Annotated in this window: 29 protein-coding genes; 9 read left to right on the forward strand and 20 right to left on the reverse strand. The window is 63.3% G+C overall.

From position 1 onward, the window contains the following. Nucleotides 1-181: 181 nt before the first annotated feature. The 16 genes from FBR05_06795 to FBR05_06870 form a co-directional block, all read right to left on the reverse strand. On the reverse strand, nt 182-601 hold the full coding sequence (locus FBR05_06795) for a hypothetical protein (protein MDL1871896.1): 420 nt from the start codon (nt 599-601) through the stop codon (nt 182-184). Between the two features lie 21 nt (nt 602-622). Then, complete coding sequence (locus tag FBR05_06800; GenBank protein ID MDL1871897.1) at nt 623-937, reverse strand: hypothetical protein; 315 nt, start codon at nt 935-937, stop codon at nt 623-625. 11 nt (nt 938-948) lie between these two features. Next, entirely contained in the window at nt 949-1,545 is a 597-nt protein-coding gene (locus tag FBR05_06805; protein ID MDL1871898.1) for a heme-copper oxidase subunit III, read from the reverse strand. Between the two features lie 30 nt (nt 1,546-1,575). Next, nucleotides 1,576-3,336 carry a cytochrome C oxidase subunit I gene (locus tag FBR05_06810; GenBank protein MDL1871899.1) on the reverse strand — a complete coding sequence of 587 codons (1,761 nt, stop codon included), beginning with the start codon at nt 3,334-3,336 and terminating at the stop codon, nt 1,576-1,578. A gap of 3 nt (nt 3,337-3,339) precedes the next feature. Further along, the gene (locus FBR05_06815) at nt 3,340-4,140 is read right to left on the reverse strand and encodes a cytochrome c oxidase subunit II (GenBank protein MDL1871900.1); all 801 of its coding nucleotides are present in this window, start codon (nt 4,138-4,140) and stop codon (nt 3,340-3,342) included. A gap of 225 nt (nt 4,141-4,365) precedes the next feature. Further along, nucleotides 4,366-4,899, reverse strand: coding sequence for a rhodanese-like domain-containing protein (locus FBR05_06820; GenBank protein ID MDL1871901.1), 534 nt, complete (start codon nt 4,897-4,899; stop codon nt 4,366-4,368). Nucleotides 4,900-4,915: 16 nt separating this feature from the next. Beyond that, the gene (locus tag FBR05_06825) at nt 4,916-5,668 is read right to left on the reverse strand and encodes a sulfite exporter TauE/SafE family protein (GenBank protein ID MDL1871902.1); all 753 of its coding nucleotides are present in this window, start codon (nt 5,666-5,668) and stop codon (nt 4,916-4,918) included. Next, nucleotides 5,669-6,406: an MBL fold metallo-hydrolase gene (locus FBR05_06830; protein MDL1871903.1), complete on the reverse strand. Its 738-nt coding sequence runs from the start codon at nt 6,404-6,406 to the stop codon at nt 5,669-5,671. Nucleotides 6,407-6,418: 12 nt separating this feature from the next. Then, nucleotides 6,419-6,778, reverse strand: a complete 360-nt coding sequence (locus tag FBR05_06835) for a winged helix-turn-helix transcriptional regulator (GenBank protein ID MDL1871904.1) — start codon at nt 6,776-6,778, stop codon at nt 6,419-6,421. 274 nt (nt 6,779-7,052) lie between these two features. Then, on the reverse strand, nt 7,053-7,658 hold the full coding sequence (locus tag FBR05_06840; protein ID MDL1871905.1) for a heme-copper oxidase subunit III: 606 nt from the start codon (nt 7,656-7,658) through the stop codon (nt 7,053-7,055). A gap of 1 nt (nt 7,659) precedes the next feature. Continuing rightward, nucleotides 7,660-7,941, reverse strand: coding sequence for a hypothetical protein (locus FBR05_06845; protein ID MDL1871906.1), 282 nt, complete (start codon nt 7,939-7,941; stop codon nt 7,660-7,662). A 13-nt stretch (nt 7,942-7,954) separates the two neighbouring features. After that, a complete protein-coding gene (locus tag FBR05_06850) occupies nt 7,955-8,542 on the reverse strand; it encodes a cytochrome oxidase subunit III (protein MDL1871907.1) in 588 nt (195 codons plus the stop codon). 14 nt (nt 8,543-8,556) lie between these two features. Continuing rightward, the gene (locus tag FBR05_06855) at nt 8,557-10,239 is read right to left on the reverse strand and encodes a cytochrome c oxidase subunit I (protein ID MDL1871908.1); all 1,683 of its coding nucleotides are present in this window, start codon (nt 10,237-10,239) and stop codon (nt 8,557-8,559) included. Between the two features lie 11 nt (nt 10,240-10,250). After that, nucleotides 10,251-10,946, reverse strand: coding sequence for a cytochrome c oxidase subunit II (locus FBR05_06860; protein ID MDL1871909.1), 696 nt, complete (start codon nt 10,944-10,946; stop codon nt 10,251-10,253). 120 nt (nt 10,947-11,066) lie between these two features. Then, on the reverse strand, nt 11,067-11,816 hold the full coding sequence (locus FBR05_06865) for a Crp/Fnr family transcriptional regulator (GenBank protein ID MDL1871910.1): 750 nt from the start codon (nt 11,814-11,816) through the stop codon (nt 11,067-11,069). Beyond that, nucleotides 11,777-12,328, reverse strand: coding sequence for a thioredoxin family protein (locus tag FBR05_06870; protein MDL1871911.1), 552 nt, complete (start codon nt 12,326-12,328; stop codon nt 11,777-11,779). The genes FBR05_06865 and FBR05_06870 overlap by 40 nt, the downstream gene beginning before the upstream one ends. 95 nt (nt 12,329-12,423) lie before the next feature. Between FBR05_06870 and FBR05_06875 the strand changes: the two genes are divergently transcribed. The 3 genes from FBR05_06875 to FBR05_06885 all read left to right on the forward strand — a co-directional run bounded on the left by FBR05_06875 (nt 12,424) and on the right by FBR05_06885 (nt 14,567). Further along, the gene (locus FBR05_06875) at nt 12,424-13,020 is read left to right on the forward strand and encodes an RlmE family RNA methyltransferase (protein ID MDL1871912.1); all 597 of its coding nucleotides are present in this window, start codon (nt 12,424-12,426) and stop codon (nt 13,018-13,020) included. A gap of 81 nt (nt 13,021-13,101) precedes the next feature. After that, nucleotides 13,102-13,680 carry a hypothetical protein gene (locus FBR05_06880; protein MDL1871913.1) on the forward strand — a complete coding sequence of 193 codons (579 nt, stop codon included), beginning with the start codon at nt 13,102-13,104 and terminating at the stop codon, nt 13,678-13,680. A 20-nt stretch (nt 13,681-13,700) separates the two neighbouring features. After that, entirely contained in the window at nt 13,701-14,567 is an 867-nt protein-coding gene (locus tag FBR05_06885; protein ID MDL1871914.1) for a DUF4013 domain-containing protein, read from the forward strand. Nucleotides 14,568-14,589: 22 nt separating this feature from the next. On the opposite strand, the gene FBR05_06890 is transcribed toward FBR05_06885, so the two are convergent. Genes FBR05_06890 through aspS form a run of 3 tightly spaced genes read right to left on the reverse strand, consistent with a single transcriptional unit; the run spans nt 14,590 to nt 19,382 of the window. After that, nucleotides 14,590-15,918: an FAD-binding protein gene (locus FBR05_06890; GenBank protein MDL1871915.1), complete on the reverse strand. Its 1,329-nt coding sequence runs from the start codon at nt 15,916-15,918 to the stop codon at nt 14,590-14,592. Next, nucleotides 15,918-17,561, reverse strand: a complete 1,644-nt coding sequence (locus FBR05_06895; GenBank protein ID MDL1871916.1) for an FAD-dependent oxidoreductase — start codon at nt 17,559-17,561, stop codon at nt 15,918-15,920. Before FBR05_06895 ends, FBR05_06890 begins: the two co-directional genes overlap by 1 nt. 33 nt (nt 17,562-17,594) lie before the next feature. Further along, nucleotides 17,595-19,382, reverse strand: coding sequence for an aspartate--tRNA ligase (aspS, locus tag FBR05_06900; protein ID MDL1871917.1), 1,788 nt, complete (start codon nt 19,380-19,382; stop codon nt 17,595-17,597). Nucleotides 19,383-19,531: 149 nt separating this feature from the next. Between aspS and ilvC the strand changes: the two genes are divergently transcribed. Genes ilvC through gltX form a run of 5 tightly spaced genes read left to right on the forward strand, consistent with a single transcriptional unit; the run spans nt 19,532 to nt 23,412 of the window. Further along, nucleotides 19,532-20,548: a ketol-acid reductoisomerase gene (gene ilvC, locus FBR05_06905; protein MDL1871918.1), complete on the forward strand. Its 1,017-nt coding sequence runs from the start codon at nt 19,532-19,534 to the stop codon at nt 20,546-20,548. A gap of 44 nt (nt 20,549-20,592) precedes the next feature. After that, the gene (gene amrB, locus FBR05_06910) at nt 20,593-21,402 is read left to right on the forward strand and encodes an AmmeMemoRadiSam system protein B (GenBank protein MDL1871919.1); all 810 of its coding nucleotides are present in this window, start codon (nt 20,593-20,595) and stop codon (nt 21,400-21,402) included. A gap of 13 nt (nt 21,403-21,415) precedes the next feature. Then, the gene (locus tag FBR05_06915) at nt 21,416-21,721 is read left to right on the forward strand and encodes a type II toxin-antitoxin system Phd/YefM family antitoxin (protein MDL1871920.1); all 306 of its coding nucleotides are present in this window, start codon (nt 21,416-21,418) and stop codon (nt 21,719-21,721) included. Continuing rightward, nucleotides 21,718-22,017 carry a type II toxin-antitoxin system RelE/ParE family toxin gene (locus tag FBR05_06920; protein MDL1871921.1) on the forward strand — a complete coding sequence of 100 codons (300 nt, stop codon included), beginning with the start codon at nt 21,718-21,720 and terminating at the stop codon, nt 22,015-22,017. Before FBR05_06915 ends, FBR05_06920 begins: the two co-directional genes overlap by 4 nt. Before the next feature lie 6 nt (nt 22,018-22,023). Then, nucleotides 22,024-23,412, forward strand: a complete 1,389-nt coding sequence (gene gltX, locus FBR05_06925; GenBank protein MDL1871922.1) for a glutamate--tRNA ligase — start codon at nt 22,024-22,026, stop codon at nt 23,410-23,412. A 30-nt stretch (nt 23,413-23,442) separates the two neighbouring features. On the opposite strand, the gene FBR05_06930 is transcribed toward gltX, so the two are convergent. Continuing rightward, on the reverse strand, nt 23,443-23,892 hold the full coding sequence (locus FBR05_06930) for a hypothetical protein (GenBank protein MDL1871923.1): 450 nt from the start codon (nt 23,890-23,892) through the stop codon (nt 23,443-23,445). Nucleotides 23,893-24,071: 179 nt separating this feature from the next. On the opposite strand from FBR05_06930, the gene FBR05_06935 reads away from it, so the two are divergent. Next, nucleotides 24,072-25,118, forward strand: a complete 1,047-nt coding sequence (locus FBR05_06935; protein MDL1871924.1) for a 3-deoxy-7-phosphoheptulonate synthase — start codon at nt 24,072-24,074, stop codon at nt 25,116-25,118. The last annotated feature ends 10 nt before the right edge of the window (nt 25,119-25,128 follow it).

Genomic DNA, 25,128 nt, shown 5'->3' on the forward strand with positions numbered 1-25,128 from the left:
AGCTGGTTCGCACGAAAATTTAGGGTCTTCCTTCGTCAGCCCCTAAATTTTGTGCTCTCTCAGCTTTTTTTCCGCTCCTACGCCCTCCCTCCTGCCTGATGCATTCCGGGGAGTATTCCGATTTCCAGCCTGTGTGCACGTAATGAAAAAAGGGATGAAAAATATGGAGTATGGGGATGGATCAAAGATGCGTGGACATCAGCTTCGCCCGGCGGTGCCAGGAATAGCCGATATAGGCGATCCCGATCAGCACGCCGACGATGATGGCGGCCAGGACCACGACGCCCATGATGGCACCCTTGGTGAGGGGGTTGTTGGGATCGAGGTAGCAGGTGGAGCAGGCCGCGGCCAGACGAGGTTGGGAGACCGACACGCCCAAGACCAGGGTCGCCAGCAACATGGGGGTCAGCTTGGGGTATTTTTGCCGAAACCAACGGAAATAGACGGAAAGCAGGACCACCCCGACGGTCCCCAGCAGGCTTAAGCCCAGGCCCATGCCCGCGCCGGTCGTCTTGAAGTCGTAGAGGCCCCAGACCACCAGGAACAGCGAGAGCAGTCCCGAGACCGTGATGAAGAAGAGATGAAAGGCGCGCAGCGACAAGGAAAACTCCTAAGGGAAAACCTAATACCCCAAGGTGGAACGAAGCATATTCATATTCGTGAAGAAGGTAATGAACATCAACGCGAAAAAGAATACCACGGTGAAGATCAAGACGCCATAGATGGCCTTCTTCTCCGAAATCAGGTGCATGAAGAACAGGGCCACCAGGGCCCCCTTCAGGGTGGCAATGGCCATGGCGATGACGATGTGCAGAGTGCCCGACACTTGGAGGTGGGAGGCCCAGACCGTCACCAGCGTCAAGACCGCCAGGGCCACGAAGACGAAAATGTAGATCTTGATGTGCTTCAGCATCTCTTCAGTGTGGCCGTGTTCCATGGGAGCTCCTTTTACAGTAGATACAGCGCCGGAAACAGGAATATCCAAACCAGGTCGACGAAGTGCCAGTAGAGACCGGCAGCCTCGACCCGGCCGGTGAACATCTTGGGCGCCTTCTTGAAGGCGCTGCCCGCGACCAGCAATAAATAAGCGTTGACCAAGACCCCGCCGACGATGTGCAGGCCGTGCAGGCCGGTCAGTGTGAAATAGATCCCGTAAAAATTGTCGGTGGAGGGGTAGTGGTGGTGCGCGAACTTCGAGGCGTACTCGAAGTACTTGATCACCAAAAAGACCAACGAGAGCAGGATGGTCGCGCTCATGTAGACGCGGAACTTCGTCAGGCTGTTCAGCATCAGCGAGGCCCAGGCCATGACCATGGTCACGCTCGAGGTGATCAGGACCATCGTGTTGACCGTGGCCAGCGGGATGTTGAGCAGCTCGGGACCGTGCGGCCAGCTGGGGCTGCCCACCCGCAGCAGGATGTAGGCCGAGAACAGGCCGCCGAACAACATGACTTCGGAGGCCAGGAAGAGCCAGATGGCCAGCTTCGAGTTGGTCACCCCCGTCACGGGATGCGGGGTGTCGATATAATGGATTTCAGCGGACATGCGTTGCTCTCCTCATCAATGCGATAAAACCTAAGCCTTGGCCGGTGCGACGTGCTGGGGAAGAAAGTCCTTCTCCTCGCCGGGCACGCTGTATTCGTAGGGCCCACGGTAAACCACGGGCTCGGTCAAGAAATTGCCGTGCGGCGGGGGCGTGGGCGTGGCCCACTCCAGCGTCGTGGCCTCCCAAGGATTGTCCCCGACTTTCTTGCCCCACTTCAGGCTGAGGAAGAAGTTCAGGATGAAGATCAGCTGGGCGGCGCCGAGGCACCAGGCCGAGATCGAGATGATCACGTTCAGCTCCTGGATGGCGGCCCCATGGGCGTAGAAAGTCGGGTCGTAGAGCCGGCGGTTGAGGCCGGCGATGCCCTGGATCAGCATCGGGAAGAAGACGCCGTTGATGGCGAGGAAGGACAGCCAGAAGTGCATCTTGCCCCAGAAGCGGCTCATCTGCTTGCCGGTCACCTTCGGGTACCAATAGTAGATCCCCGCGAACAGCGCGAACAGCGTCCCCGGGGCGACGACGTAGTGGAAGTGCCCGATCACGTAATAGGTGTCGTGCAGGTAGATGTCCGAGGCGGTGAGGCCGAGCGGCAGGCCTGTCAGGCCGCCGATCGCGAACATCGGCAAAAAGGCCAGGGCGAAGTGCATCGGCAGCGTGAAACGGATCGACGCGCCCCACAGGGTGAGGATCAGCACCGTCAGGACGACGACCGACGGGATCGAGATGATCATGGTCGTCACCTGGAAGAAGTTGCTCATCGTCACGCCCATGCCGGTCATGAACATGTGGTGGGCCCAAACGATGAAGGACATGAAGCCCAGGAACAGCACCGCGTAGACGATGGTCTTGTAGCCGTAGAGGGGCTTGCGGGTGTTGTTGACAATGACCTCGGTCACGATGCCGATGGCCGGCAGGATCAAGACGTAGACCTCGGGATGGGCGAGAAACCAGAAGAGGTGCTGCCACAGCAGGGGGCTGCCGCCGCCCGCCAAGGGCAAGGCGTTGCCGCTGACCACCAGGCCCGAAGGCATGAAGAAGCTGGTGCCCGCGACGCGGTCCATCAGCTGCAGGATGCCGGCCGCCTCGAGGGGCGGGAAGGCCAGGAGCAGCAGGAACGAGGTCACGAACTGGGCCCAGACCAGGAAGGGCAGCCGGAAGAAGGACAGGCCCTTGGCGCGCAGCTGGACGATGGTGACGATGATGTTGATCGAACCCAAGAGCGAGGAGGTGATCAAGGCAACCATGCCGATCAGCCACCAGGTCTGCCCGGTGGTGGCGACGACCGAGAGGGGCGGATAGCTCGTCCAGCCCGAATTGGCGGCGCCGCCCGGGACGAAGAAGCTCGCCAGCATGATGACGCCGCCGACGAAGTACACCCAGTAGCTGGCCGCGTTCAGCTTGGGAAAGGCCATGTCGGGCGCGCCCACCTGCAGGGGGACGAGGTAGTTTCCGAAGCCGCCGACCGCGAGCGGGACGACGCCCAGGAAGACCATGATCGTGCCGTGCATGGCGCCCAGCGAGTTGTAGAACTCGGGCAGCATGACCCCGCCGGGCATGCCCTCGCCGAACCAATCGCCGATCACCGGTAGCGGCTCGCCGGGATAGGCGAGCTGCCAGCGCATCAGCATCATCAGGCAGAACCCGAAGAACAGGAAGAGCAGAGCGGTGACGGTGTACTGGATACCGATGACCTTATGGTCGACGGAGAAGATGTATTTTTGAATGAAGCCCAGCTCGTGGTGCTCGGCGTGGGCGGCTTCATGGTGTTCGGCGTGAACTGGCTGATGCATGACTTAACCCTCTTGCTTCTTTTCTGCCGCCGGAGCGGAGTCCTGTTCCGCGGACTTGGGCTTGAATTGCTTGGGCTGCTCGGCGAACCACTTTTGGTAGTCCTCGGCGGACTCGACGGTGACCACGCCCTTCATCAGGCTGTGGCCGACGCCGCAGAGCTGCGAGCAGACGATGTCGAAGACCCCGGTCTTGACCGCCTGAAACCAGATCGGGACCTCGATGCCGGGGGTCGCGTCCTGCTTGAGCCGCAGCACCGGCACCCCGAAGCTGTGGATGACGTCCATCGCCGAGATATGGCTGATGATCGGCTTGTTGACGGGGATGTGGAATTGATTGACGGAGACGACGTCGTCCCAGCTGGCCGGGTCTTTGTCGTCGATGCCCAGCGGGTTGCTGCCGCTGGCCAGCTTGGGATCGGTGCGACCGAACTTCCCGTCCTCGCCGGGGTAATGAATGTTCCAGACGAATTGCTGCCCGATCACGCGCACGACCAGGGCGTCCTTCTCGGCCGGAAAATCCCGCTTGTACTTCGACCAAACCGGGAAGGAGAGACCCACCAGCAAGAAGACCTCGAAACCCACGACCGCGATCTCGGCGTATTTCGGGAGCTTGCTCTTGTTGGATTCGTAGCTGGCCTTGTGGCCGGGACGGCGACGGTACTTGATAAGACAGTAGAGGAGGAAGACGCCCCAACCCACGAAGAGAACGACCATGAAAACATGGAGGACCTTGATCAGGTGGTCGATCCCGGCACCGTGGGCGGAGAGGTCGGGGACCAGACCGTAGCCGTATTTGAGTTCCATGAAAGAAATGTCCTTTAATTCAGGGGTGTTATCGGCAAGGTGCAACCTTGAGATACATCAAGGTTCGGCTTGGTAGCACGCTGAATCCGGCTCGTCAAGCGACACCACATTCCCCTTAACTCATCAAGGTTCTCGACCACTTAGCTTGGGCGCAGTCTAGAAAAGGCGAACCCCTCCCGCAAGGCCGGTCCGCGGCCGAAAGGAACTTCGATGGCGAAGGAGGGATTATCGGCCGCCCGCGACGGGACTACGGTTCCACGGCATCTTTTCCAGCACTTGGGCCATGCCGCACCAACCGCTCAGCCCGGCCTGAAACAGACCCAGGCCAACCAAGGCGGGAATGGCCAAAAAACCGGCGTGGAGCCAAAGGCCGAGGAAGGTCCCGATCGCGACCAAGGCCCCCGCGACGATCATCACCTGGCGCTGGACCGGGATCGCGGAGCGCCGCGCGGCGACCACCGGGAGCCCCGCCCCCTGCCAGGCGCTGAAGCCGCCCGCGAGCTCGGCGAGATTTTGAAAGCCTAGGACGCGAAGCCGCTCGAAGGCCGCTTGGCTGCGGCGCCCCGATTGGCAGCCCAGCAGGATCAGATGATCCCGTGGCAACGTGGCGAGAGATTCCTCCAGCCGGTCCAGAGGTACACAGCGGGCGCCCGGCACGTGCCCGGATTGAAATTCATCCAGGGAGCGCACGTCGATAAAACAGACGGATTCTTTGGGCTCCAGCAGGCGGGCTTGGACTTCTTGCGGACTCAGTTTCATAAGCGGACTCCTTCTTCTATCGGGCTAAGCTCAGCCCCTCCGCCAGGAGGATGCCAAGGCCCAAAACCAACACCAAAGCGGCAAAACCCTTGCGCAGCGCGGCCTGGGGGAGGCGCGGCGCCAGCCTCGCGCCCGCGAAGGCCGCGGCCAAGGCCAGGGCGAGGAAGGCCGGCCAGGGCCAGGCGAGGAATTCCCCCAGCTCGGGCCGGCTGACGGCCAGGGCCGAGGCGCTGTTGAGCGCGATCACGAAGACCGAGGTCGCCACCGCTCGGCACATCTCGAGGCCCAGCAGCAGGACCAGGGCCGGTACGATCAAGAAACCGCCGCCCGCCCCCAAGAGCCCCGTCAAGACCCCCACCCCAGTCCCGCTGACCGAGGCGCAAAAGGCCCGGCCCAGGCCGACCCGCTCGCAGGGGCTCACGCCGGGCGGACGGAACATAAGGAGGGCCATCGCCACCATCAAGGCCGCGAAGGCGAGCAAGAGGATCCCCGCGGGGAGAAGCGAGTTGAGCCAAGCCCCCGCCGCCGCGCCGGCGATGCCGAAGAGGCCGAACAGGAGGCCGTGCTTCCAATCCACCAGGCCCTGCCGCCCGTAATGCAAGGTCGCCGCCGCGCTGGTCAGGCCCACCAGGATCAGGGAAAGCGGGATCGCCTCCTGGACCGGGAGCTTCCCTCCGTAGACCAGCAGGGGCACCGTCAGGATGGACCCGCCGCCGCCGAAGATCCCCAGGCTCAAACCAACCACCAGGCTTCCGATCGCCAGCAGCATTTATTTCGCCGCCTCCGCCTGCAGCTGCTTGGAGGCCAGGGGCAGCTCGTCCCCGGCCTTGCGCCCGCACTGCAGGTTGGCGGGGACCGCCATGTGAATCTTCTTGGGCATGGCCAACTTGAGCGACTTCATGATCGCCACGAACTCCTCCTTGCCCCGGCCCCCTCCGGCGCGCGGGTTGAAGCGCTTTTCCTCGCCGACCGTCGAGACCGTCATGCCGCGGTAGTCGTGGCCGGGATAGACCCGCGTCTCGGGCGGAAGCGCGAAGAGCTTTTGGATGCTGTCGTAGAGTCGCTCCGGAGAGCCCTGCTGAAAGTCGGTGCGACCCGTCCCGCGGACGAAGAGCGCGTCGCCGGTGAAGACGCGGTCGCCGAGAAAATAGCTCAGGCAGCCGTTGGTGTGCCCCGGCGTGGCCAAGACCTTGAGGCGAAAGCGGCCGAAGGGGACCTCGTCGCCCTCCTTCAGCGCCAAGTCGGCGCAGGCGACTTCCGCCGCCGCGCCGACCCCCGTCCTGGCGCCCGTGGCCTTGCGGATCTCCTCGGCCCCCGTGACGTGGTCCGCGTGGACATGGGTGTCGAGCACGTATTTCAGCTTCAGGCCCAATTCCTCGAGCAGCTGGAGGTCGCGGGGCGCCTGCTCGCGGACCGTGTCGATCAGCACGGCCTCGCGGGTCTCCGCGTCGGCCAGCAGGTAGGTGTAGGTCCAGGTGTCGTGGTCGAACAGCTGGCGAAAGATCAGTCCTTCCATGGTTTAGGCCCTCCTTTTTTGCCGTTTCAAAACCTCACGGGCGCGTTCGGCCTCCCTCCCCTCCAGCTGGAGCCGCTGGGCGAGGACCTTGCGGATCAGCTCGCAGGCCTCCTCGATCTGCGGGATGGCCAGGGCCAGGATGCGGCTTGGCCCCAGGCGGCGCTCCTTGAGGATGCCCGCCCCCTTCAGCACCGCGAGGTGCTGGGAGAGGTTCGCCTTGGGGATCTTGAGAATTTCCAAGAGCTGCGACCCGCTCTTCTCGCCCTCGGAGATCAGGTCGAGGATGCGCAGGCGCAGGGGGTTGGCGAGCGCCTTGCAGATTTCGGCTTGCAGTTCGTAGATTTGGAGGCTTCGGGGGTTCATACGCGGCCTTTTAGTTCATTAGTCAATAAATATATAAACTAAAAAACCAAAAGGTCAAGGGGCGCCCGAACGCTTGGAAATTCAGGCGGAGTGCTTGCGGTGCTGGCGGTATAGCCAATAGACGAAGGCGCCGACCAGCGCCAAGGGGAAGAGGATCATAAAGAGCGTGGTGCCGTAATAGGCCAGCAGCGTGTCGCCCTGCGCGGAGAAGCAGACCGAGCAGGCGAAAGCGGCCCCCGGAACGAGCGCCATACCTAGGACCAAGACGAGGGTTTTAAAAATAGACCAAACCATAGAGCACCGGCCACAACAGGACCACGAACAGCCAATACATCGCCGCCACCGTCAACCGGCGGCCGCGCCCCGCGGCGGGGAGGAAGCCGCGGGTCTTCCGCAGCGCGTAGGCCAGGACCGCCAGGCCGCCCAGGACGTGCAGGGCATGGACGCCGATCAGGAGATAGAAGGTCCCGCCGTAAATGCTGGAATTGGTCGTCAGGCCGTAGCCGATCAGCCGCACCCACTCGAAGCCCTGAATCGCCACGAAGGCGGCGCCCAAGAGCAAGGTCGCGATCAAGTAGCCCCGATACGCGCTTGGCCCCGGACGCAGGGCCCGACCTCGGGCCAGGACCATCGTCACCCCGCTCCCCAGCAGCAGGAGGGTGTTGAAGGCGGTGGCCGCGACGGGCAGGCGCGGCTGCCCCGGCGGCGGCCAATCCCCCGCCCCGGCCCGCAGCACCAGGTAGGCGCTGATCAGGCCCGTGAAGAACATCAGCTCCGCCAAGAGGAAGAGCGTCATGCCCAGGACGCCGTTGGACGCGAAGGCGGGCTCCTTGGGCGCGAAGCGGACGGCTCGGGGCATGTAGTCGACGTAAGGTCCCATATCAGTTTCCCGCGATCCTCCCGTAGACGTAGACGATGTCCGGGATCAGGCCCACGAAGAGGATGACAAGGCAGGCGACGCCGGAGGCCAGCATCCACTTCACCCAGTTCTTCTCGGTCTTCAGGTGCATGTAGTAGCCCAGCACCAGGCTCGCCTTGAAGAGCGCCGTAGCGAAGATCCCCGCGACCGCGATGCGGGTATGACCCGCGAGCCCCAGCAGGACGCTCACGCCGACCATCGCCAGAAGGATGAAATAAATCTTGATGTAGGTCCCGCGATTCATGCCTCGTCCTTCCTCAAAATTTGGGCGCCAAGTAAAGCAAGGGAAAAAGAAAAATCCACACCACGTCGACGAAGTGCCAGTAGATGCCGACGTACTCCACCCGCTGCATATTTTCCCGCCGGCCCACCCCGCGCATCACGACCGAGATGGCGATCAACCCGGCCACGATGTGGAGCGCATGCAGCCCGGTCAGGAAATAATAAAACGACCAAAACAGGTTTTTAACCGGCGTAAAGCCGGCGGCGACCTCGTGGCTGTACTCGTAGGCCTTGAAGCCCAGGAAGGCCAGACCCAGCAGTATGGTGAAGCCCATCAGTCGCTTGGCGCGAGGCGCGTCGCCGTGATGGGCGGCGTCGTGGGCCAAAACGATGGTCAAGCTGCTGGTCAAGAGCACCACCGTGTTGATCACGCCGATCAACTCGTTGGTGTGGACCGCAGACTCCGCCCACTCCGGGTGGTGCCAGCGGTACAGCAGGTAGCAGACCACCGCGCCGCCGAAGATGACGATCTCGGAGGCGAGAACCCACCACATGCCCATGCGGCCCGTGACCACGCTGGGGCTTTCGTACCGATCCAAAGTCGCTGTCGCTGCCGTGCTCATAGTACCTCAATCGTTTAGGGCTTGGCCTCGGGGGCCAGCCATTGCGGACGATAGTCATCTTCGCGGTCGGGGGCGCTGTACTCGTAGGGCCAACGGTAGACCACCGGCGCCGTCTCGAAATTCCCGTGTCCCGGGGGCGAGGGCGTATCCCATTCCAGCGTGTTGGACTTCCAGGGGTTGCGCTCGGCCTTTTGCCCCTTCTTCATGCTCCAGAAGAAGTTGAAGACGAAGGGGATCTGCCCCAGCAGCAACACGATCGTCGCGACGGTCGCGATGACGTGGAGGTGCTGGTAAGGCACCAGGTTTTCCCAAAGGCTGGGATCGGAGATGCGCCGCTGGTGCCCGGCCAGGCCGAAGGCGAAGAGCGGGATGAAGATCACGTTGAAGGAGACGAAGGTGACGAGGAAGTGGATCCAGCCCAGCCCCTCGTTCATCTTGCGGCCGAACATCTTCGGAAACCAATAGTAGATCCCCGCGAACATCCCGAAGAAGGTGATCGGGAACATCGTGTAATGGAAGTGCGCCACCACGAAATAGGTGTCGTGGAGATAGATGTCGGTCGCCGTCGAGGCGAGATGGATGCCGGTCACGCCGCCGATCAGGAATTCGGCCAGCATGCCGAGCGCGAAGAGCATCGCGACCTTGTACTCGATCGAGGCCCGCCACAGGGTGGCCAGGAAGGAGAAGACGATGACCGCGAAGGGCACCGAGATCATGATGGTGGTGAGCGAGAAGGCCACCGCAAGCTGCGGGTTGATCCCGCTGACGAACTGGTGGTGGGCCCAAACGATGAAGCTCAAGACGCCCGCCGCCACCACCGAATAGATGATCATGCGGTAGCCGAAGATCGGCTTGCGCGCGAAGGTCGGGATGACCTCGCAGAGAATTCCCAAAGCCGGGAGCAGCAGGACGTAGACCTCCGGGTGGCCGAAGAACCAGAAGAGGTGCTGCCAGAGCAGCGGGTCGCCGCCCTGGGCCGGGATGAAGAAGCCGGTCTGGAGGGTGCGGTCGGCCAACAGCATCAGGGCGCCCGCGATCAGCGGGCCCACCGAGAACATGAAGATCAGATTCGCGGCGTTCTGCATCCACACGAAGAGCGGCATCCGAAACAGCGTCATGCCCTTGGTGCGCATGTTGAGCGTGGTGGAGAGGACGTTGATCCCCGACATCAGGGCCGCAGCGAACTCCAGCGCCAGGGCCAGGATCCAGAGGGTGCCGCCCCAGTCGACGCCGGTGTAATCCATCCGCGCGTTCAACGGCGGGTAGCCGGTCCAGCCGCCGCCCATCGCCCCGCCCGGCACGAAGAAGGAGGCCACCAGGACGACGGCGCTGAGCAGGAAGGTCCAGTAGCTCAGCATGTTGAGGCGGGGAAAGCACATATCCTCGGCCCCCAGCTGCAAGGGGACGAGGTAGTTCCCGAAGCCGGAGAGCAGGATGGGCTGAGCGACCCAAAAAATCATGATCGTCCCGTGCATCGTGACCATCGCGTTATAGACGTCGGGCCCCACCTGGCCGAACAGGGGGACGGCCTCGTTGGGATAGGCGAGCTGCATGCGGAAGGCGTAGGCGAGAAAGCCGCCCAGGATGGCCATGAACAGGCCTGTGATCATGTACTGCAGGCCGATGACTTTGTGGTCGGTCGAGAAGACGTATTTTTTCCAAAAGCCGACCGCGTGCTCCGTTTGCATGTGGTACATCGAGATTCCCCTTAGAGGCTGTCTTTATCCAGGCGGCTGGTCGTGATTTCCTCGCCGCGCAACCATTTTTGATAGTCCTGCTCGCTCAACACGTGGATCCAGCCGCCCATGTTGCCGTGCCCCACGCCGCAGAGCTCGGCGCAGGAGATCTTGTATTGCCCCGTCTTCACGGCCTTGAACCAGCCCTTGATCGAGCGGCCCGGGACCACGTCCTGCTTGAAGCGCAGGTTGGGGATGAAGAAGCTGTGGATGACGTCTTCGGCCTCGAGGTTGAGGTGGATGACTTTGTCGACGGGGACGTAGAGCTGGTTCATCGTCTGCTTGTCGTCCTCGGTGCCGAGCTTGCCGTCGGCGCCGGGGTGGGTGATGTCCCAGACGAACTGCTTGCCCTTGACCGTGACGGTCTGGTCGGCGGGCGGCAGCTTTTCCTTGATCGCGCGCCACATCGGGACCTGCTGGTGGTCGATCGCCAGGTCGAAGCCCAAGACGACCACCGCGGGGACCAGGACCCAGGACATGGCCTTCCAGCTGTGACCCGGCAGATAGCCGGCCTTGCGGCCCTTGCGGCGGCCGAAGGCAAAGATGCAGAAGAACAGGAACAGCTCCGCGGCCAAGAACCACGCGCCGACGATGTAATAGATATTGGCGAAGACGGCGTCGTATTGGGCGCCGTAACTGGCGATATTTTCAGGGAGCCATTGCAACATCGGAACCGCTTTCCGCGGAGAAATCCTCTGAACGGAGTCTCCGCCAAGGGCCTCAATGTAGGAAATCGCGCCCGAAGAAACATTGACCTAGGTCATGTTTTTCAAAAAAATCGGAAAGTTTCAGGGAGGGTCGAGGCGGGCGACGCGGGCCAGGGCGGCCGGGTCGGGGAGGATGAGGTTGCGGCCCTCGCCGCGGAGCAACTTTTCCCGTTTCATTTCGCTGATGCAACGCACCGCCGTCTCGAGGACGGTACCGGCGAGCTCGGCCAGCTCTTGGCGGGTGAGGCGGATGCCGAGCTGGACCCCGCCGGGCACCCTTTTGCCAAAGGCGTGGGCCAATAGGACCAGGGTCTCGGCCATGCGCTCGCGCACGGGCTTTTGGGCGAACTGGCGCATCCGCTCCTCGGCCTGCTTGAGGTCCTGGCAAAGCCACTGCAGCAGCCGGCGCATGAAGAGGGGCTTGTCCTCGAGCAGGCCCAAGACGGAGGCCCGGTCGATGAAGCAAACCTCGCTCTCCTCGAGGGCCTCGGCGGAGGCGTTGTAGGCCTCGTCGGCGAAGAGGGCCCGGTAGCCGATGGGATCGCCCGGCCCCGCCAGCCGAACGATCTGGTCGCGGCCGTCGATGCCGGTCTGGAAGATCTTCACCTGCCCGGAGGCGACGCAGAACAGGCCCTCGGGAACGTTGCCCTGGGCGAACAGTAAATCGCGGCGCCGGTAATGACGCAGCTTCTTATGGGGCTGGAGCTGCGCGAGGTCGTCGGCGCAGAGCGTGCCGAAGAGGCTCTTGCCGCGGTGCTGGCAGTTCTCGCAGGCGGGGTTGTCGCGGGGTTTCACTTTTTCCATTTGATCGAACAGCCCATCGAGGGCCATTGCTCCTCGGGAGGCGCCTCGCCGGCCAAGACCCGGTCGAGGGCGGCGGCGAGCTCGCGCCGCGTCACCATGGAGGGGTCTTGCCAATTGTCGTCGATGCGTCCGTGATAAAACAGCCTGCGCTCCTTGTCGAAGAGGTAGAGGTCCGGGGTGCAGACCGCGCCGTAGGCCTTGGCCACCTCTTGGGTCTCGTCGACCAGGTAGGGAAAGCCGTATTCCTTCTTTCGCCAGCGCTCGAGGAGCTTCTCGGGCCGGTCGTCCGGGTAATCCGTCGGGTCGTTGGCGCAGATCCCGACGAGCTGGACGCCCTTGGGGCCGTATTCGCGCTGCAGTTGGACGATGCGGTCCTCGACGGCCACCACATAGGGACAATGGTTGCAGATAAACATCACCAGCAGGGCCTTGGCTCCGGCGAAATCCTCGAGCGCGTACTCCTTGCCGTCGACGGAGCGCAGGCGGAAATCGGGGGCCGGGCTGCCGAGGGGGATGTCGGTAGATTTGAGCAGGACCATGGGATTCTCCGCAAAACCAAGAAAGGATATCCTTGGGTTTTGCGATTTGCTAACAGAAAAAGCCCCCGAGCAGAAGGGGGAATTCCGGCGGAACGATGGCGACCTACGAACGCAAAGACCGATTCTACCACCAAGCCAAGGCCCGGGGCCTGCCCTCGCGCGCCGGCTTCAAGATCGAGGAGATGATCCAGAAACACCGTCTGGTCCGCGCCGGCGACGCGGTCCTGGACCTGGGCGCCGCGCCCGGCGGCTGGGCCGTCGTCCTCGCCAAGGCGGTCGGCCCCCGGGGCCTGGTCCTGGCCATCGACCTCGAGCCCCTCGCCAAGGGCGCCCCCAACCTCCGCGCCTTCCGCGGCGACATCCACGGCGAGGCAGCCGCCGCCTGGCTGGGCGAGCAACTGGCGGGCCGGAAGGTCCAGGCGGTCTGCTCCGACATGTCGCCGAAGCTGACCGGGATCTTCTTCAAGGACGCCTATCTCTCCTACGAGCTGGCGATGAAGGCCCTCGAGGTCGCCGGGCGATGGCTGCAAGCAGGGGGGAACTTCGTCGCCAAGCTCTTCCCCGGCGAGGAATTTCCCGAATACCTCAAAAAACTCCGTAACCATTTCAAGACGGTCAAGGTCTTCGAACCGGAGGCCACCCGTAAGACCTCGCGGGAGGTCTACGTCCTGGGCCTGGGATGGAAGGGCTGAAATTCCTTCGGGTTATCCGAATTGGCCTGTATAATAAAGTTGTAGGGGCGAACACGAGGTTCGCCCCTACGGAGATCCCATATGAAAAAGGTCGTTTTCTTTCTCGTTTGGATTTTACTTTTTCCGTCCCTTGCCCCGGCCCAAGACCAACCCAAGCTCGCCGAGGCGGACATGCTCAAGCTGATCAACGACGCCTCCGGCGGGGTCGAGCTCTACACCACCCCCGACATCCCGGTTGAAAACCGCAACCAGTTCGACGTCGACGGCGACGGCATCCCCGAGTGGTTCATCGTCCCCAAGACCGCCTGCGGCGAGACGAAAAACTGCCAATTCTTCGTAATCCAATACGACAAGAAGAAAAAGAAATGGGGCATCATCCTGAAGGCCGACGGCAAGCTGACCAGCCTCTCGCCCTGGGGCGTGATCATCACGCCCACCAAGACGAAGGGCTACACCGACCTCTTGACCGTCTTCGACATGGGCCCCGAGCGCAGCGGCGAGCGCTCGCTGGAGCGCAGCGTCTACGTCTGGAACGGCAAGAATTATGAAAAATCCTCCCAACCCTGGCCGCCCCCCGACGCCGGACCGGAGGTGCAGACCCTGCTCAAGGAAGTCGACAAGCTGAAGCGCGAGCGCATCGTCAAGCCCACCGTCGAGTAGCGCCGCTTCCCCAAACCCCAATGGCCTTGTGGTCCCGGGCCAGGAGAGAGACGATGACCGAAAATCCCCCGACCCCCGCGGCGGCTCGACAGCCGGTCCCCCTCGATTTCCTCGGCGCCTTCAAATTCCTCTTTCAGGACGTCAACGCCCTCAACAACATCCTGATCGGCGCGGTGATGAACTTCATCCCGATCATCGGCCCCATCGTCCTGATGGGCTGGCACTGCGAGATCATCCAGCGATTGGTCAAGGGACACCCCAAGCCCATCCCCAAGCTGGACTTCAACGACTTCCTCTATTTCCTCGGGCGCGGCGTCGCCCCCTTCGTGGTCACCCTGATCGCGACCCTTCCGATGACCCTGATCGTGATGGTCCTGATGTTCGCGGGAATGTTCGGCGCGGCGCTCCTGGGCTCCGCCCTGCGCCTGGACGAACCCGGCAAAGAATTCCTCCTGTTCGGCGGGATGGGGCTCGGCTTCCTGCTCTTCTTCCTCCTGATGATCTTCTTCAACATCGTGGTGAGCGCGGCGCTGGTGCGCGCCGAGCTGACCGAGGACATCGGCAAGTCCTTGGACCTGGGCAGGGTCTGGAGATTCGCGCGGGCGACCTGGAAGGATTTCCTCGTCGCCTACCTGGTCTTCATCCCCGTCGCGATGATCGTGATGTTCGCGGGCATGCTGGTGGTCTTCGTCGGCATCTACGCGGCGATCATCCTGATCAACGTCACCTACGTGAACCTGCGCTGGCAGGTCTACATGCGGTACCTGGCCCGCGGCGGCGAGGAAATTCCCATCCAGACGAAGAGCGGCCCTCTGCCCTCCGAGACGCCGCGGCCCGCGGCCCCGCCGCCGCCTGCGCCGGCGCCAAGCCCCGCGCCGCAGGCTTAAGAAGCTGTTGAAAAGAGGTTTTTTAGCAGGCCGCCGCGGCGTGCCGCGCGGCGACCGAGCCGGAGACGATCGAGACTCCCGCCGCGCAGCGCTCCTGCGCGGGATTGAAATCCGCCAACACCGCCCCCGCCGCGAAGAGATTGTCGTAGACGACCTGCCCGTCGGCGTCGAGGGGCTGGCCCATGGGGTTGATCGCCGCGCCGGCGCCCAAGAAGGGCTGGCGCTCGGCGACGCCGGGACGCGACACCTGGGGAAGCGTTTGGGCGCGCAGGGCCTTGCCCTGCAGGAAGAGCGGCAAATTGAAAATCGGCTCCTTCCAGCGCCCGCGGCGCTCGACGCCGCCTCCCACGTACTTTCCTGTCGCGAGGATCACCGCCTTGGCCCGAACCTTGTGGCGCTGGTCGCCCTGGTGCACGTAGAGCGATTTAATGCGCCGCCCCTCGGCGTCGAAGCCCACCGCCTCGCCCTCCAAGCGCTCGATCCCCCGTTCTTGAAAGAATCTCTCCATCGCCGCCTGCAGGCGCCAGCCGGGCACGCTCATCGGCCCCGAGAGGGTCTCGGCGGCGGCCAGGCCGGTGATGCGGCGCAGGGCCTCGAGGATGGCAGGGGTGTTCTCGATCCCCATCACCGGCGGCAGGAGCAGGTGGGTGTAGACCTTGCCCTCGAGGTAGCGCACGATGGCCTGGCCGGCCGCGACGAAGGTCTCTTCGCGGTCCAGGCGCTGGGCCAATTCGACGGGCTTGAGCGAGACGCGCCCCTGCAGCTCGGGGATCTCGAGGTCGAGGCTGCCGGCGAAATCGAGGTGGCTCTTGCCCTGGCGCTCCTGCTGCTCCAAGAGCGAATGCCGCAGGAAGCGCGCGTTGAAGTTGGGAAAACCGGGGACGCCCAGCACCAAGACCTTCGCGCCCCGCCAGCGGCGCAGGTCGGCGTCGCGCATCGAGGCCTGGACCCAGGCGCTGGGCTTGACGGTGCCGAAGTCGGTCACGAGGGCCAGCGGGTCGCCTTCGGCCATTTCCAAGGGCAGGGCCTGTGCGGCGGCGCGGACCTTCGCCGCGACGAAGTCGGCGAAATCGCCGTCGCCTAAGCCGCGGGCCAGCACACTGTAGGGATGCGAGTCCTGGCGCCGCAGGATTTCTTTGAGGCCCTCGCGCCAGGAGGGCCACTCGGCCCACTCGTCGCGCGGGCCGCGGATCGGACTGTCGGCGATGTCCCAGGCGCCGGAATTGAGGGCGCTGGCGCCCGGGGCCTTGGCGACGACGAGCGTCTCGCGGCCGGCGTCGCGCAGCTCGACCGCGGCGGCGTAGGCGGCGAGGCCGCCGCCGAGGATCAGGATGTCGGTGGTGATTTCCATTAATACTGATCCAAATTCCCCACGTTGAAATACACCGAGGAACAGAACTCTTCCTGCTGCAAGGAGGCCCCGTCCAGGACGGGCGCCCTCCCCTTCCAGCTCTTCTCCATGAAGGCGTTCAGCTGGGCGTAGACCTCGGCGGGGCTCAAGTCCAGCTCCTCGCCCAGGATCTGCGCGCCCATCATGAAGCAGCGCGTCCCCTCGCAGGGCCCGATCGAGAAACGCGTGCGACGCCGCAGGTCGCCCAGCGTGCGCGCCCACTCGTGGCGGATGGCATAGCGCAGCTCGCACTCGAGCACCGGCTCGCACTGGCAGATCACGTTGCCCAGCGTCGGCCGCTCCTTCAGCATCTCGAGGACGCGGATCGCGCGCGAGCCATGGCGGTAGACGAGGCGGTTGGCGGCAAAGAGCGGGACGCCGTAGTCGCGGGCGAGCAGCTCGGGGTCGACCTTTCGCTCGCCGCCGGGCAAGGGCACCTGGTGCGTGCGGCAGGGCGAGACGCGGCCCAGCTTGTGGCAGACCGCGTCCACCGCCTCCTGCGCCATCAGGCGGTAGCTGGCAAGCTTGCCGCCGGCGATCGAGAGGAAGCCGGGGAGCTTGTCGCGAAACTCGTGGTCGAAGATCTCGTGCTCGCGGCTCAAGTCGTCCTCGTAGGGGCCGCGGCGATACAAGGTGGGGCGCACGCCGGCCCAGGCGTTGATGACGCGGGCCTGGCGGACGCGGGGGAAGACCGACTCGACGCCATCCAGCAGGTATTCGACCTCGTCCTCCAAAATCGGAATCTCGTCGGGGTCGCCGAAGTAGTCGTCGTCGGTGGTGCCGATCACGGTGGTGTTTTGGTAGGGCATCAGGAAGATGCTGCGCCCGTCGATGGCCTTGGCCATGATCGCGTAATTGGTGATGCGGCGGTCCAGGACCAGGTGAACGCCCTTGGCGGGTCTCAGCTTGACCTCGCAGCCCGCCATCGCGGCGATCTGCGGCACCCAGGGGCCGGCGGCGTTGAAGACCAGCCTGCCGCGCAGCTCGCGGCGCGAGCCGTCGAGGAGATTTTTGACGCGCACCCCGGTGACGCGGCCGCCTTCCTTCAAGATCTCGGTGACCTCGGCGTGGTTGTAGGCCTCGCAGCCGTGCTCGACCGCGGACATGACGTTCGCCAGGCAGAGCCGGAAGCTGTCGATCCCCCACTCGTCGAAGGTCACGGCGCCGATCAGGTCCTCGACCAGATCCGGCTCGAGGGCCAAAGCCTCGTCTTTGCTGAGGCGCGTGTGTGGCTTGCCGTTCTTCAGGGCGCTGTATTTGTCATAGGTCTCGAAGTAGGTCTCGAGGGCCTCGAAGTAGAGCTTCTGCGGCAGCTCGGCCTTGTCGGGCTTACGCAGCACCGGAAAGATAAAGGGGATGCGGAACAGGAGGTGCGGGACGATCTTCTGGATGTAGCCGCTGTCGATGGAGGAGAGCTTGGTGGTCTGGACGTCGCTTAATAGATATCGCGCCCCGCCGTGGATCATCTGCGAGGAGGCCCCGGTCGTCCCGGAGCCGAAGTCGTTCTTCTCGACAAGCGCGGTCTTGAAGCCCCGCATCGCGGCGTCGCGCGCGATGCCGCAGCCGTTGACGCCGCCGCCGATCACGATCAGATCGAAATCCATGGGCCGAATCGTAGCCGAAGGCCCGGGCAGGGTCTATTGTTTCTTCTCGACGGTGCGGATTCCCAGCTCGAGCAGCTGGGTCGCCGAGACGTGGCTGGGCGCCTCCGAAAGCGGGCAGGTGCCCTTCTGCGTCTTCGGGAAGGCGATCACGTCGCGGATCGAGGCGGCCCCCGCCATGATCATCGCGAGGCGGTCGAGGCCGAAGGCGATGCCGCCGTGCGGGGGCGCGCCGTACTCGAGGGCCTCCAGCAAAAACCCGAACTTCTGCTTGGCGTCCTCGATGTCGATCTTGAGGATGTCGAAGACCTTGGACTGCAACTTGGGGTCGTGGATACGGATGGAGCCGCCGCCGATCTCGTGGCCGTTCAGGACCAGGTCGTAGGCCTGGGTGCGGGCCTTGTAGGGATCGACCTCGAGGCCCTCGATGTCCTGGAGGCGCGGCGAGGTGAAGGGGTGGTGCACCGCCGCGGGCCGCGCCTCTTTCTCGTCGTACGCGAACATCGGAAAGTCGTAGATCCAGACGAAGGCCAGCTGCGACTCGTCGATCAGGCCCAGCTTGGCGCCCAGGTGCTCGCGCAGATTGCCCAGGGCGTCGTTGACCACCTTCGGTTTGTCGGCGACGAACATGACCAAGTCGCCCACCTGCATGTCGAGCTTGGCCTTGAGGGCCGCCTTCTCCTCCTCGCTGAAGAACTTCACGATCGGAGACTGCCACTCGTTTTCCAGCACCTTGATCCAGGCCAGCCCCTTCGCACCGTAGATGCCGACGAACTTGGTCAGCTCGTCGATCTCGCTGCGGGAGAGGTCCGCCTTGCCCTTGGCGTTGATCGCCTTGATCATGCCTCCCTTGGCGACGGTGTCGGCGAAGACCTTGAAGGAGGTGTTCTTGAAGATCTCGGTGATCTCCTGCAGCTCGAGGCCGAAGCGCAGGTCCGGCGCATCGAGGCCGAAGCGCGCCATCGCCTCGTCGTAGGAGAGGCGCGGAAAGGGCGGCTTGAGCTCGGCGCCCAGCCCGGCGCGCCACATGGCCAGAACGAGGCCCTCCATGGTGCCGATGATGTCTTCCTGGTTGATGAAGCTCATCTCGATGTCGATCTGGGTGAATTCGAGCTGACGGTCCGCCCGCTGGTCCTCGTCGCGGAAGCAGCGCGCGATCTGGAAATAGCGCTCCATCCCCGACATCATCAGGAGCTGCTTGAAGAGCTGGGGCGACTGCGGCAGCGCGTAGAACTGCCCGTGGTGCAACCGCGAGGGCACGAGGAAGTCGCGGGCGCCCTCCGGGGTGCTCTTGGTCAGGATCGGCGTCTCGATCTCGAGGAAGCCGTTCTCGGAGAGATAGTTGCGCGCGGCCATGGCGACCTTGTGGCGCAGCAGAAAATTCCTCTGCATCGGCGCGCGGCGCAGGTCGAGGTAGCGGTATTTCATTCTCAGCTCTTCGCCCGCGTCCGACTGATCCTCGATCTGGAAAGGCAGCGGTTTGGAGGGGCTGAAGACCTCGAATTGGTCGGCCAGGACCTCGATCTCGCCGGTGTGAAGGCGCGGGTTGGCCATGCCCTCGGGCCGGGGCGAGACCTTGCCCTTCACCGCCATGCAGTATTCCGAGCGCAGGTGCCGGGCCAGCTCGTGCACCTGGGGATCGACCTCGGGGTTGAAGACCACCTGGGTCACGCCCTCGCGGTCGCGCAGGTCGACGAAAAGCACGCCGCCGTGGTCGCGACGCACCGCCACCCAGCCGAAGAGGATCACCTCTTTGCCGACGTCGGCCTTGGTGAGGGCGTTGCAATGGTGGGTTCGCTTCAGGTCGTGGATGAATCGGGTCATAATTTTCGAGCATTTAGCCGTCCGCGGGAAGCCGGGTCAAGGGGAAAGGGAAATGGCGTTGACCCTTGGAAGAACCCTATGTTACGGCTCCCAGGCCCGTAGGGGCCGTTCGCGAACGGCCCCTACAAGTTTTTTTAAGGAGATCTTTCATGGCCACCGTTTACTACGACAAAGACGCCAACCTCGCCGCCCTCCAGGGCAAGAACATCGTCATCTTCGGCTTCGGCTCCCAGGGCCACGCCCACGCCCTCAACCTGAAGGACAGCGGCCTCAACGTCCGCGTCGCCCTGAAAGAAGGCAGCCCCAGCGTCCAAAAGGCTAAGAATTTCGGCCTCGAGGTCTTCACCGACAACAGCGAGGCGGCCAAGTGGGCCGACGTGGCCATGATCGTCGTCCCCGACGAGTCGCAGAAGGACCTCTACGACAAGCACCTGAAGGACAACCTCAAGAAGGGCTCCGCCCTCTTCTTCGCCCACGGCTTCAACATCCATTTCAAGCGCATCGTCCCGCGCCCTGATCTCGACGTGATTCTGATCGCCCCGAAAGGCCCCGGCCACCTGGTGCGCGACCAATATAAAGAGGGCAAGGGCGTCCCCTGTCTGATCGCCGTCGAGCAAAACGCGACGGGCAAGGCGAAGGAGATCGGCCTGGCCTACGCCCAGGGCATCGGCGGCACCCGCGCCGGCGTCATCGAGACCACCTTCAAGGAAGAGTGCGAGACCGACCTCTTCGGCGAGCAGGTCGTGCTCTGCGGCGGCCTGACCTCGCTGATCCAAAACGGCTTCGAGACCCTGATCGCCGCCGGCTACCAGCCGGAGGTAGCTTACTTCGAGTGCCTGCACGAGGTGAAGCTGATCGTCGACCTGATCTACGCCGGCGGCATCGCCAACATGCGCTACTCGATCTCCGACACGGCCGAGTACGGCGACCTGACCCGCGGCCCGCGCGTGGTCGACGCCCACAGCCGCCACGAGATGGAAAAGATCCTCAAGGAGATCCAGGACGGCACCTTCGCCAAGGAGTACATCCAAGAGAAGGAATCCGGCGCCGTTCGCATGAACGAGCTGCGCAAGAAGGGCGAAAACCACCCCATCGAGCAGGTCGGCGCCAAGCTGCGCGCGATGATGCCGTGGCTGGGCGGGGCGATCGACAAGACCAAGCGGTAACGCGTTCCTTGCGGGCGGATCCGCTTAGGGCTTAAAATGAAGGCATGCTCCGTGAACCCGCCGTCGCAGGAAGTTTTTACCCCGCTAATCCCACCAAACTCCGAGGCGAGGTGGATGCCTTCCTCGCGGACGCGAGGGTGGAAAAGCCCGAACCGGCGATCGGAGTCGTCTCCCCGCACGCCGGCTACATGTACTCGGGCCATGTCGCGGGCGCCGTCCTCGCCAAGGTCCGTATCCCCCAAAAAGCGATCGTCCTCTGCCCGAACCACACCGGCCTGGGCGCCTATGCCGCCGTCAACCGCGAAGGCTCCTGGCGAACCCCCCTGGGCGAGGTCCCGATCGACACCGAATTGGCCGACAAACTGATGCGCGCAGCGCCCTTCCTGGAGGACGACGCCATGGCCCACCGCCGCGAGCACGCCCTCGAGGTACAGCTCCCCTTCCTACAAGAGCTGCGGCCCGACCTGCGTTTCGTCCCGCTCTGCCTCTCCCATTTCAACTACCCCGACTGTGTCGCCCTGGGCGAGGCGATGGCCGAGGTGATCGGCGAGAGCGCCGGAGAGATACTGATGGTCGCCAGCAGCGACATGAACCACTACGAATCCCAAGAACGCACCCTGCAAAAGGACCAGAGGGCCATCGACTGCATCCTAGATCTGAATCCCGAAAAGCTCTACCGCCGCGTCCACGAAGAGCACATCTCGATGTGCGGCATTATCCCCACGACCTGCATGCTGATCGCGGCCTTGGCGCTGGGTGCGAAGGAGGCCGAGCTGGTGCGGCACGCGACCAGCGGGGACGTGACGGGGGATTATTCCGGCGTGGTCGGATATGCCGGCATCCTAATAAAATGAGTCCAATTGACAGATGGTACATAATTCAGTAGCACTCATTTCAGGAGTTCCCATGGAAGCCAAAATCATCCCCGTTACCGCCCTGCGCCCCCACCTCCTGCAGTACGTCGGCAGGGCCAACAAGCTCGGACAAGAATACATCATCACCAAAAACGGCAAACCCTCGGCGGTGATCATGGGCTACGACGAATGGGAATCCTGGAAAGAAACCATCGAGATCCTCTCCGATCCCAAGTTGTTGCGGAAAATCCGCAAGGGACGGGCCTATTTCTCCCGAGGCGGCAAGGGAAAAACCATCGCGGAAGTTTTTGATAAATGAAAAAATACACGGTCCGCCTCGCCCCGCACTTGCGGGGCTTCCTGCGCAAGCTGCATCCCGGCATAAAAAGCAAAATTCGCAAAGCCCTCGAAGAGTTGGAGCGTGACCCGGGCCTCGGCAAGCCGTTGAAAGAACAACTGGAAGGATTGCATAGTTACCGCGTTTCCGGCTATCGCATCGTCTACCGCATCAACCGCAGGGAAATTTGGGTGGAAGTTATCGAAATCGCCGAGCGAAAGATCGTTTACGAAAACGTCATGACCTTGGTCGCCGCCCTCAAAAGTAAGAACGGATAACCCCTCATGAACCGCTACCGCTTCGCCCCCTCCCCCACCGGCCACCTCCACATCGGCGGCGCCCGAACCGCCCTCTATAACTACTTGATGGCCAAGAAGACCGGTGGGAAATTCATTCTCCGCATCGAAGACACCGACCGCGAGCGCTCCACCCAGGAATACATCGACTCTATCCTCAAGGCGATGGACTGGCTGGGGCTGAGCTACGACGAGGGGCCCTACTACCAGATGGAGCGCGCCCCGATCCACCAAGAGCACCTCAAAAAACTCCTCGACGAGGGCAAGGCCTACCGCTGCTTCTGCCCGGCCGAGTTGCTCGAGCAAAAACGCCAGGCCGCGATGAAAGAGGGCCGCAAGCCCAAGTACGACGGCACTTGCCGCGCCATCCCCAAGGACGTTGCCGCCCAGGACCCGCGGCCCTACTGCATCCGCTTTGTCTCGAAAGACGAAGGCAAGACCGTCGTCGACGACCTGATCAAGGGCCGGGTCGAGTTCGACAACGCCGAGCTCGACGACCTCGTCATCGCCCGCACCGACGGGACGCCCACCTACAATTTCGTCGTCGTGGTCGACGACGTGACGATGCGGGTCACCCACGTCTTCCGGGGCGACGACCACCTCAACAACACCCCGCGCCAGATCCAGCTCTACCAGGCCTTCGATTATCCCGCCCCGGTCTTCGCCCACGTGCCGATGATCCTCGGCGCCGACAAGTCGCGCTTAAGCAAGCGCCACGGAGCCACCAGCGTCCTGGCCTACCAAGAGCAGGGCTACGTCCCCGAGGCCATGCTCAACTACCTGGTGCGGCTGGGTTGGGCCCACGGCGACGAGGAGATCTTCAGCCTGAGGGATTTGGAGGAAAAATTCGACATCGCCGACGTCGGCAAGTCGGCGGCGGTCTTCAATCCCGAAAAGCTGCTCTGGCTCAACGGCCACTGGATCCGCCAGTACGACCCGCAGAAACTGCTGGCGGCGACGCGCCCCTTTCTCGAGGCGCGGGGACTCGCGATCGCGGACGAGGCCTACGCCCAACGCGCCCTCGCGGCCTGCCAAGAGAAGGTGAAGACGCTGGTCGAATTGGCCGAGCTGGCGGACTTCTTCTTCCGCGACACGGTGACGGTCTCGGACGAGGCCCGCAAGAAGGGCCTCGACGAGGCAGGGCTGCAGATCCTGCGCGACATCCTCCCCGAGCTCTCCCAACTGAGCGCCTGGGACCACGACGCGGTCGCCGCCTGCCTCAACGGCTTCGCGGAGTCGCGGGGCCTCAAGCTGGGCAAGGTCGCCCAGCCGCTGCGCTCGGCCCTGACGGGCGCAACGGTCAGCCCGGGGATCTTCGACGTGATCGCTATTTTAGGAAAAGACCGGGTGGAGAAAAGAATTCGGGCGGTGCTGTAGGGGCGAACAATCAATAAGACATCGCAGCCCTTAAATCGGCAACTGATTCACCGACTGCTGCCCGAAGAGCTGCAGCATCTCGCTGGCCAATTCGCTATACAGTCGCCGGTATTTCTCGTCGGCCTCCGCGCTCGCCTCGGCGGCCGCGCCCGTCGCGGGGATCAACTCCTGAAACTTCAACAGCAAGGGCAAGAGCTCGAAGGCGCTGATCTCGTGCAGCTCGCGGGTCAGACAGTAGGCGGCCATGTCTTCCTTGAAGAGCCTCACGACGCCTTGGGCGGCCAGAAACTCCAGAACCTGCTCGCCAACGCCGACCTCCACGCCCAAATAGGCCGCCAGCTCGAGGGCGGTCACCGGGGTCGCCACCGTCGAGCGCTGGCCCTGCAGATAGACGAGGGTCAACAGCGGCAGGTGCGCGAGGCGTTTGCCCTGCGTCTGGGCGATGAAGTTTTTGGCCATTCCGTCCACCAGTTGGTTCATAAGCGCCTCTTTGGGCCTTTCTCGGGGATTCCACCCATGAAATTTCGTAAAATGGTTCCCAAATTCTCTAAGTCAAGGCCCGTTCCCCTTAAGTATCGGTTTTCGATCCCATAAAGTAGCGTCCCCCCGCACAAAATCCCTTGTCGCGGGCCTTTCCGGGGCTCTAATATCGACGTCCTATGTCTGAACAGAAACTCGTCAACGTCAACGTCGCCGGCTACAACCTCCTGCCCACCCCCAAGCAGATCCAGGCCCAATTTCCGGTCTCGGAAAAGAGCCAAGAGACCGTATTCCAAGGCCGCCGGCTGATCCGGGACATCCTGGACGGCAAGGACCCCCGGCTCTTCGTCGTGATCGGCCCCTGCTCGATCCACGACCTCAAGGCCGCCCTCGAATACGCCGAGCGCCTCAAAAAGCTGGCCGACCAGGTCCAAGACAAGCTCTTCCTGGTCATGCGGGTCTATTTCGAAAAACCCCGCACCACGGTGGGTTGGAAGGGGCTGATCAACGACCCCTTCATGGACGACTCCTTCCACATCGAGGAGGGTCTCAAGATCGCCCGCAAGCTCTTGGCCCAACTGACCGAGATGGGCCTGGCCACGGCGACCGAGGCCCTGGACCCCATCGTGCCGCAGTACATCTCCGACCTGATCTCCTGGTCCGCCATCGGGGCCCGCACCACCGAGTCACAGACCCACCGCGAGATGGCCAGCGGCCTCTCCATGCCGGTGGGCTTCAAAAACGGCACCGACGGCAACATCCAGGTCGCTATCAACGCGATGAAGTCGGCCCTGGCCCCGCATTCTTTCCTGGGCATCGATCCGGAGGGCCGGATCTCGGTGTTTCAGACCAAGGGCAATCCCTACAGCCACGTGGTCCTGCGGGGGGGCGACAACCAGCCCAACTTCGATCCCGCCAGTGTCGCCCAGTGTCGCAAAGAGCTGGAAAAGGCCGGCCTGCGCCAATCGATCATGGTCGACTGCAGCCACGGCAACTCCAACAAAGACCACAACAAACAGCCCGGCGTCTTCGCCTCGGTCGTCGATCAGGTGATCGCCGGCAACAAGAGCCTGGTCGGCATGATGGTCGAGAGCAACCTCTTCGAGGGCAACCAAAGCATCCCGAAGAACTTGGCCGACCTGAAATACGGGGTCTCGGTCACCGACAAGTGCATCGATTGGCCGACTACCGAGAAGATGATTTTGGACGCCTATCGGCGCCTGTAAGGGCTCGCCT

This window comes from Deltaproteobacteria bacterium PRO3, from assembly GCA_030263375.1.
GTDB lineage: Bacteria > UBA10199 > UBA10199 > DSSB01 > DSSB01 > DSSB01.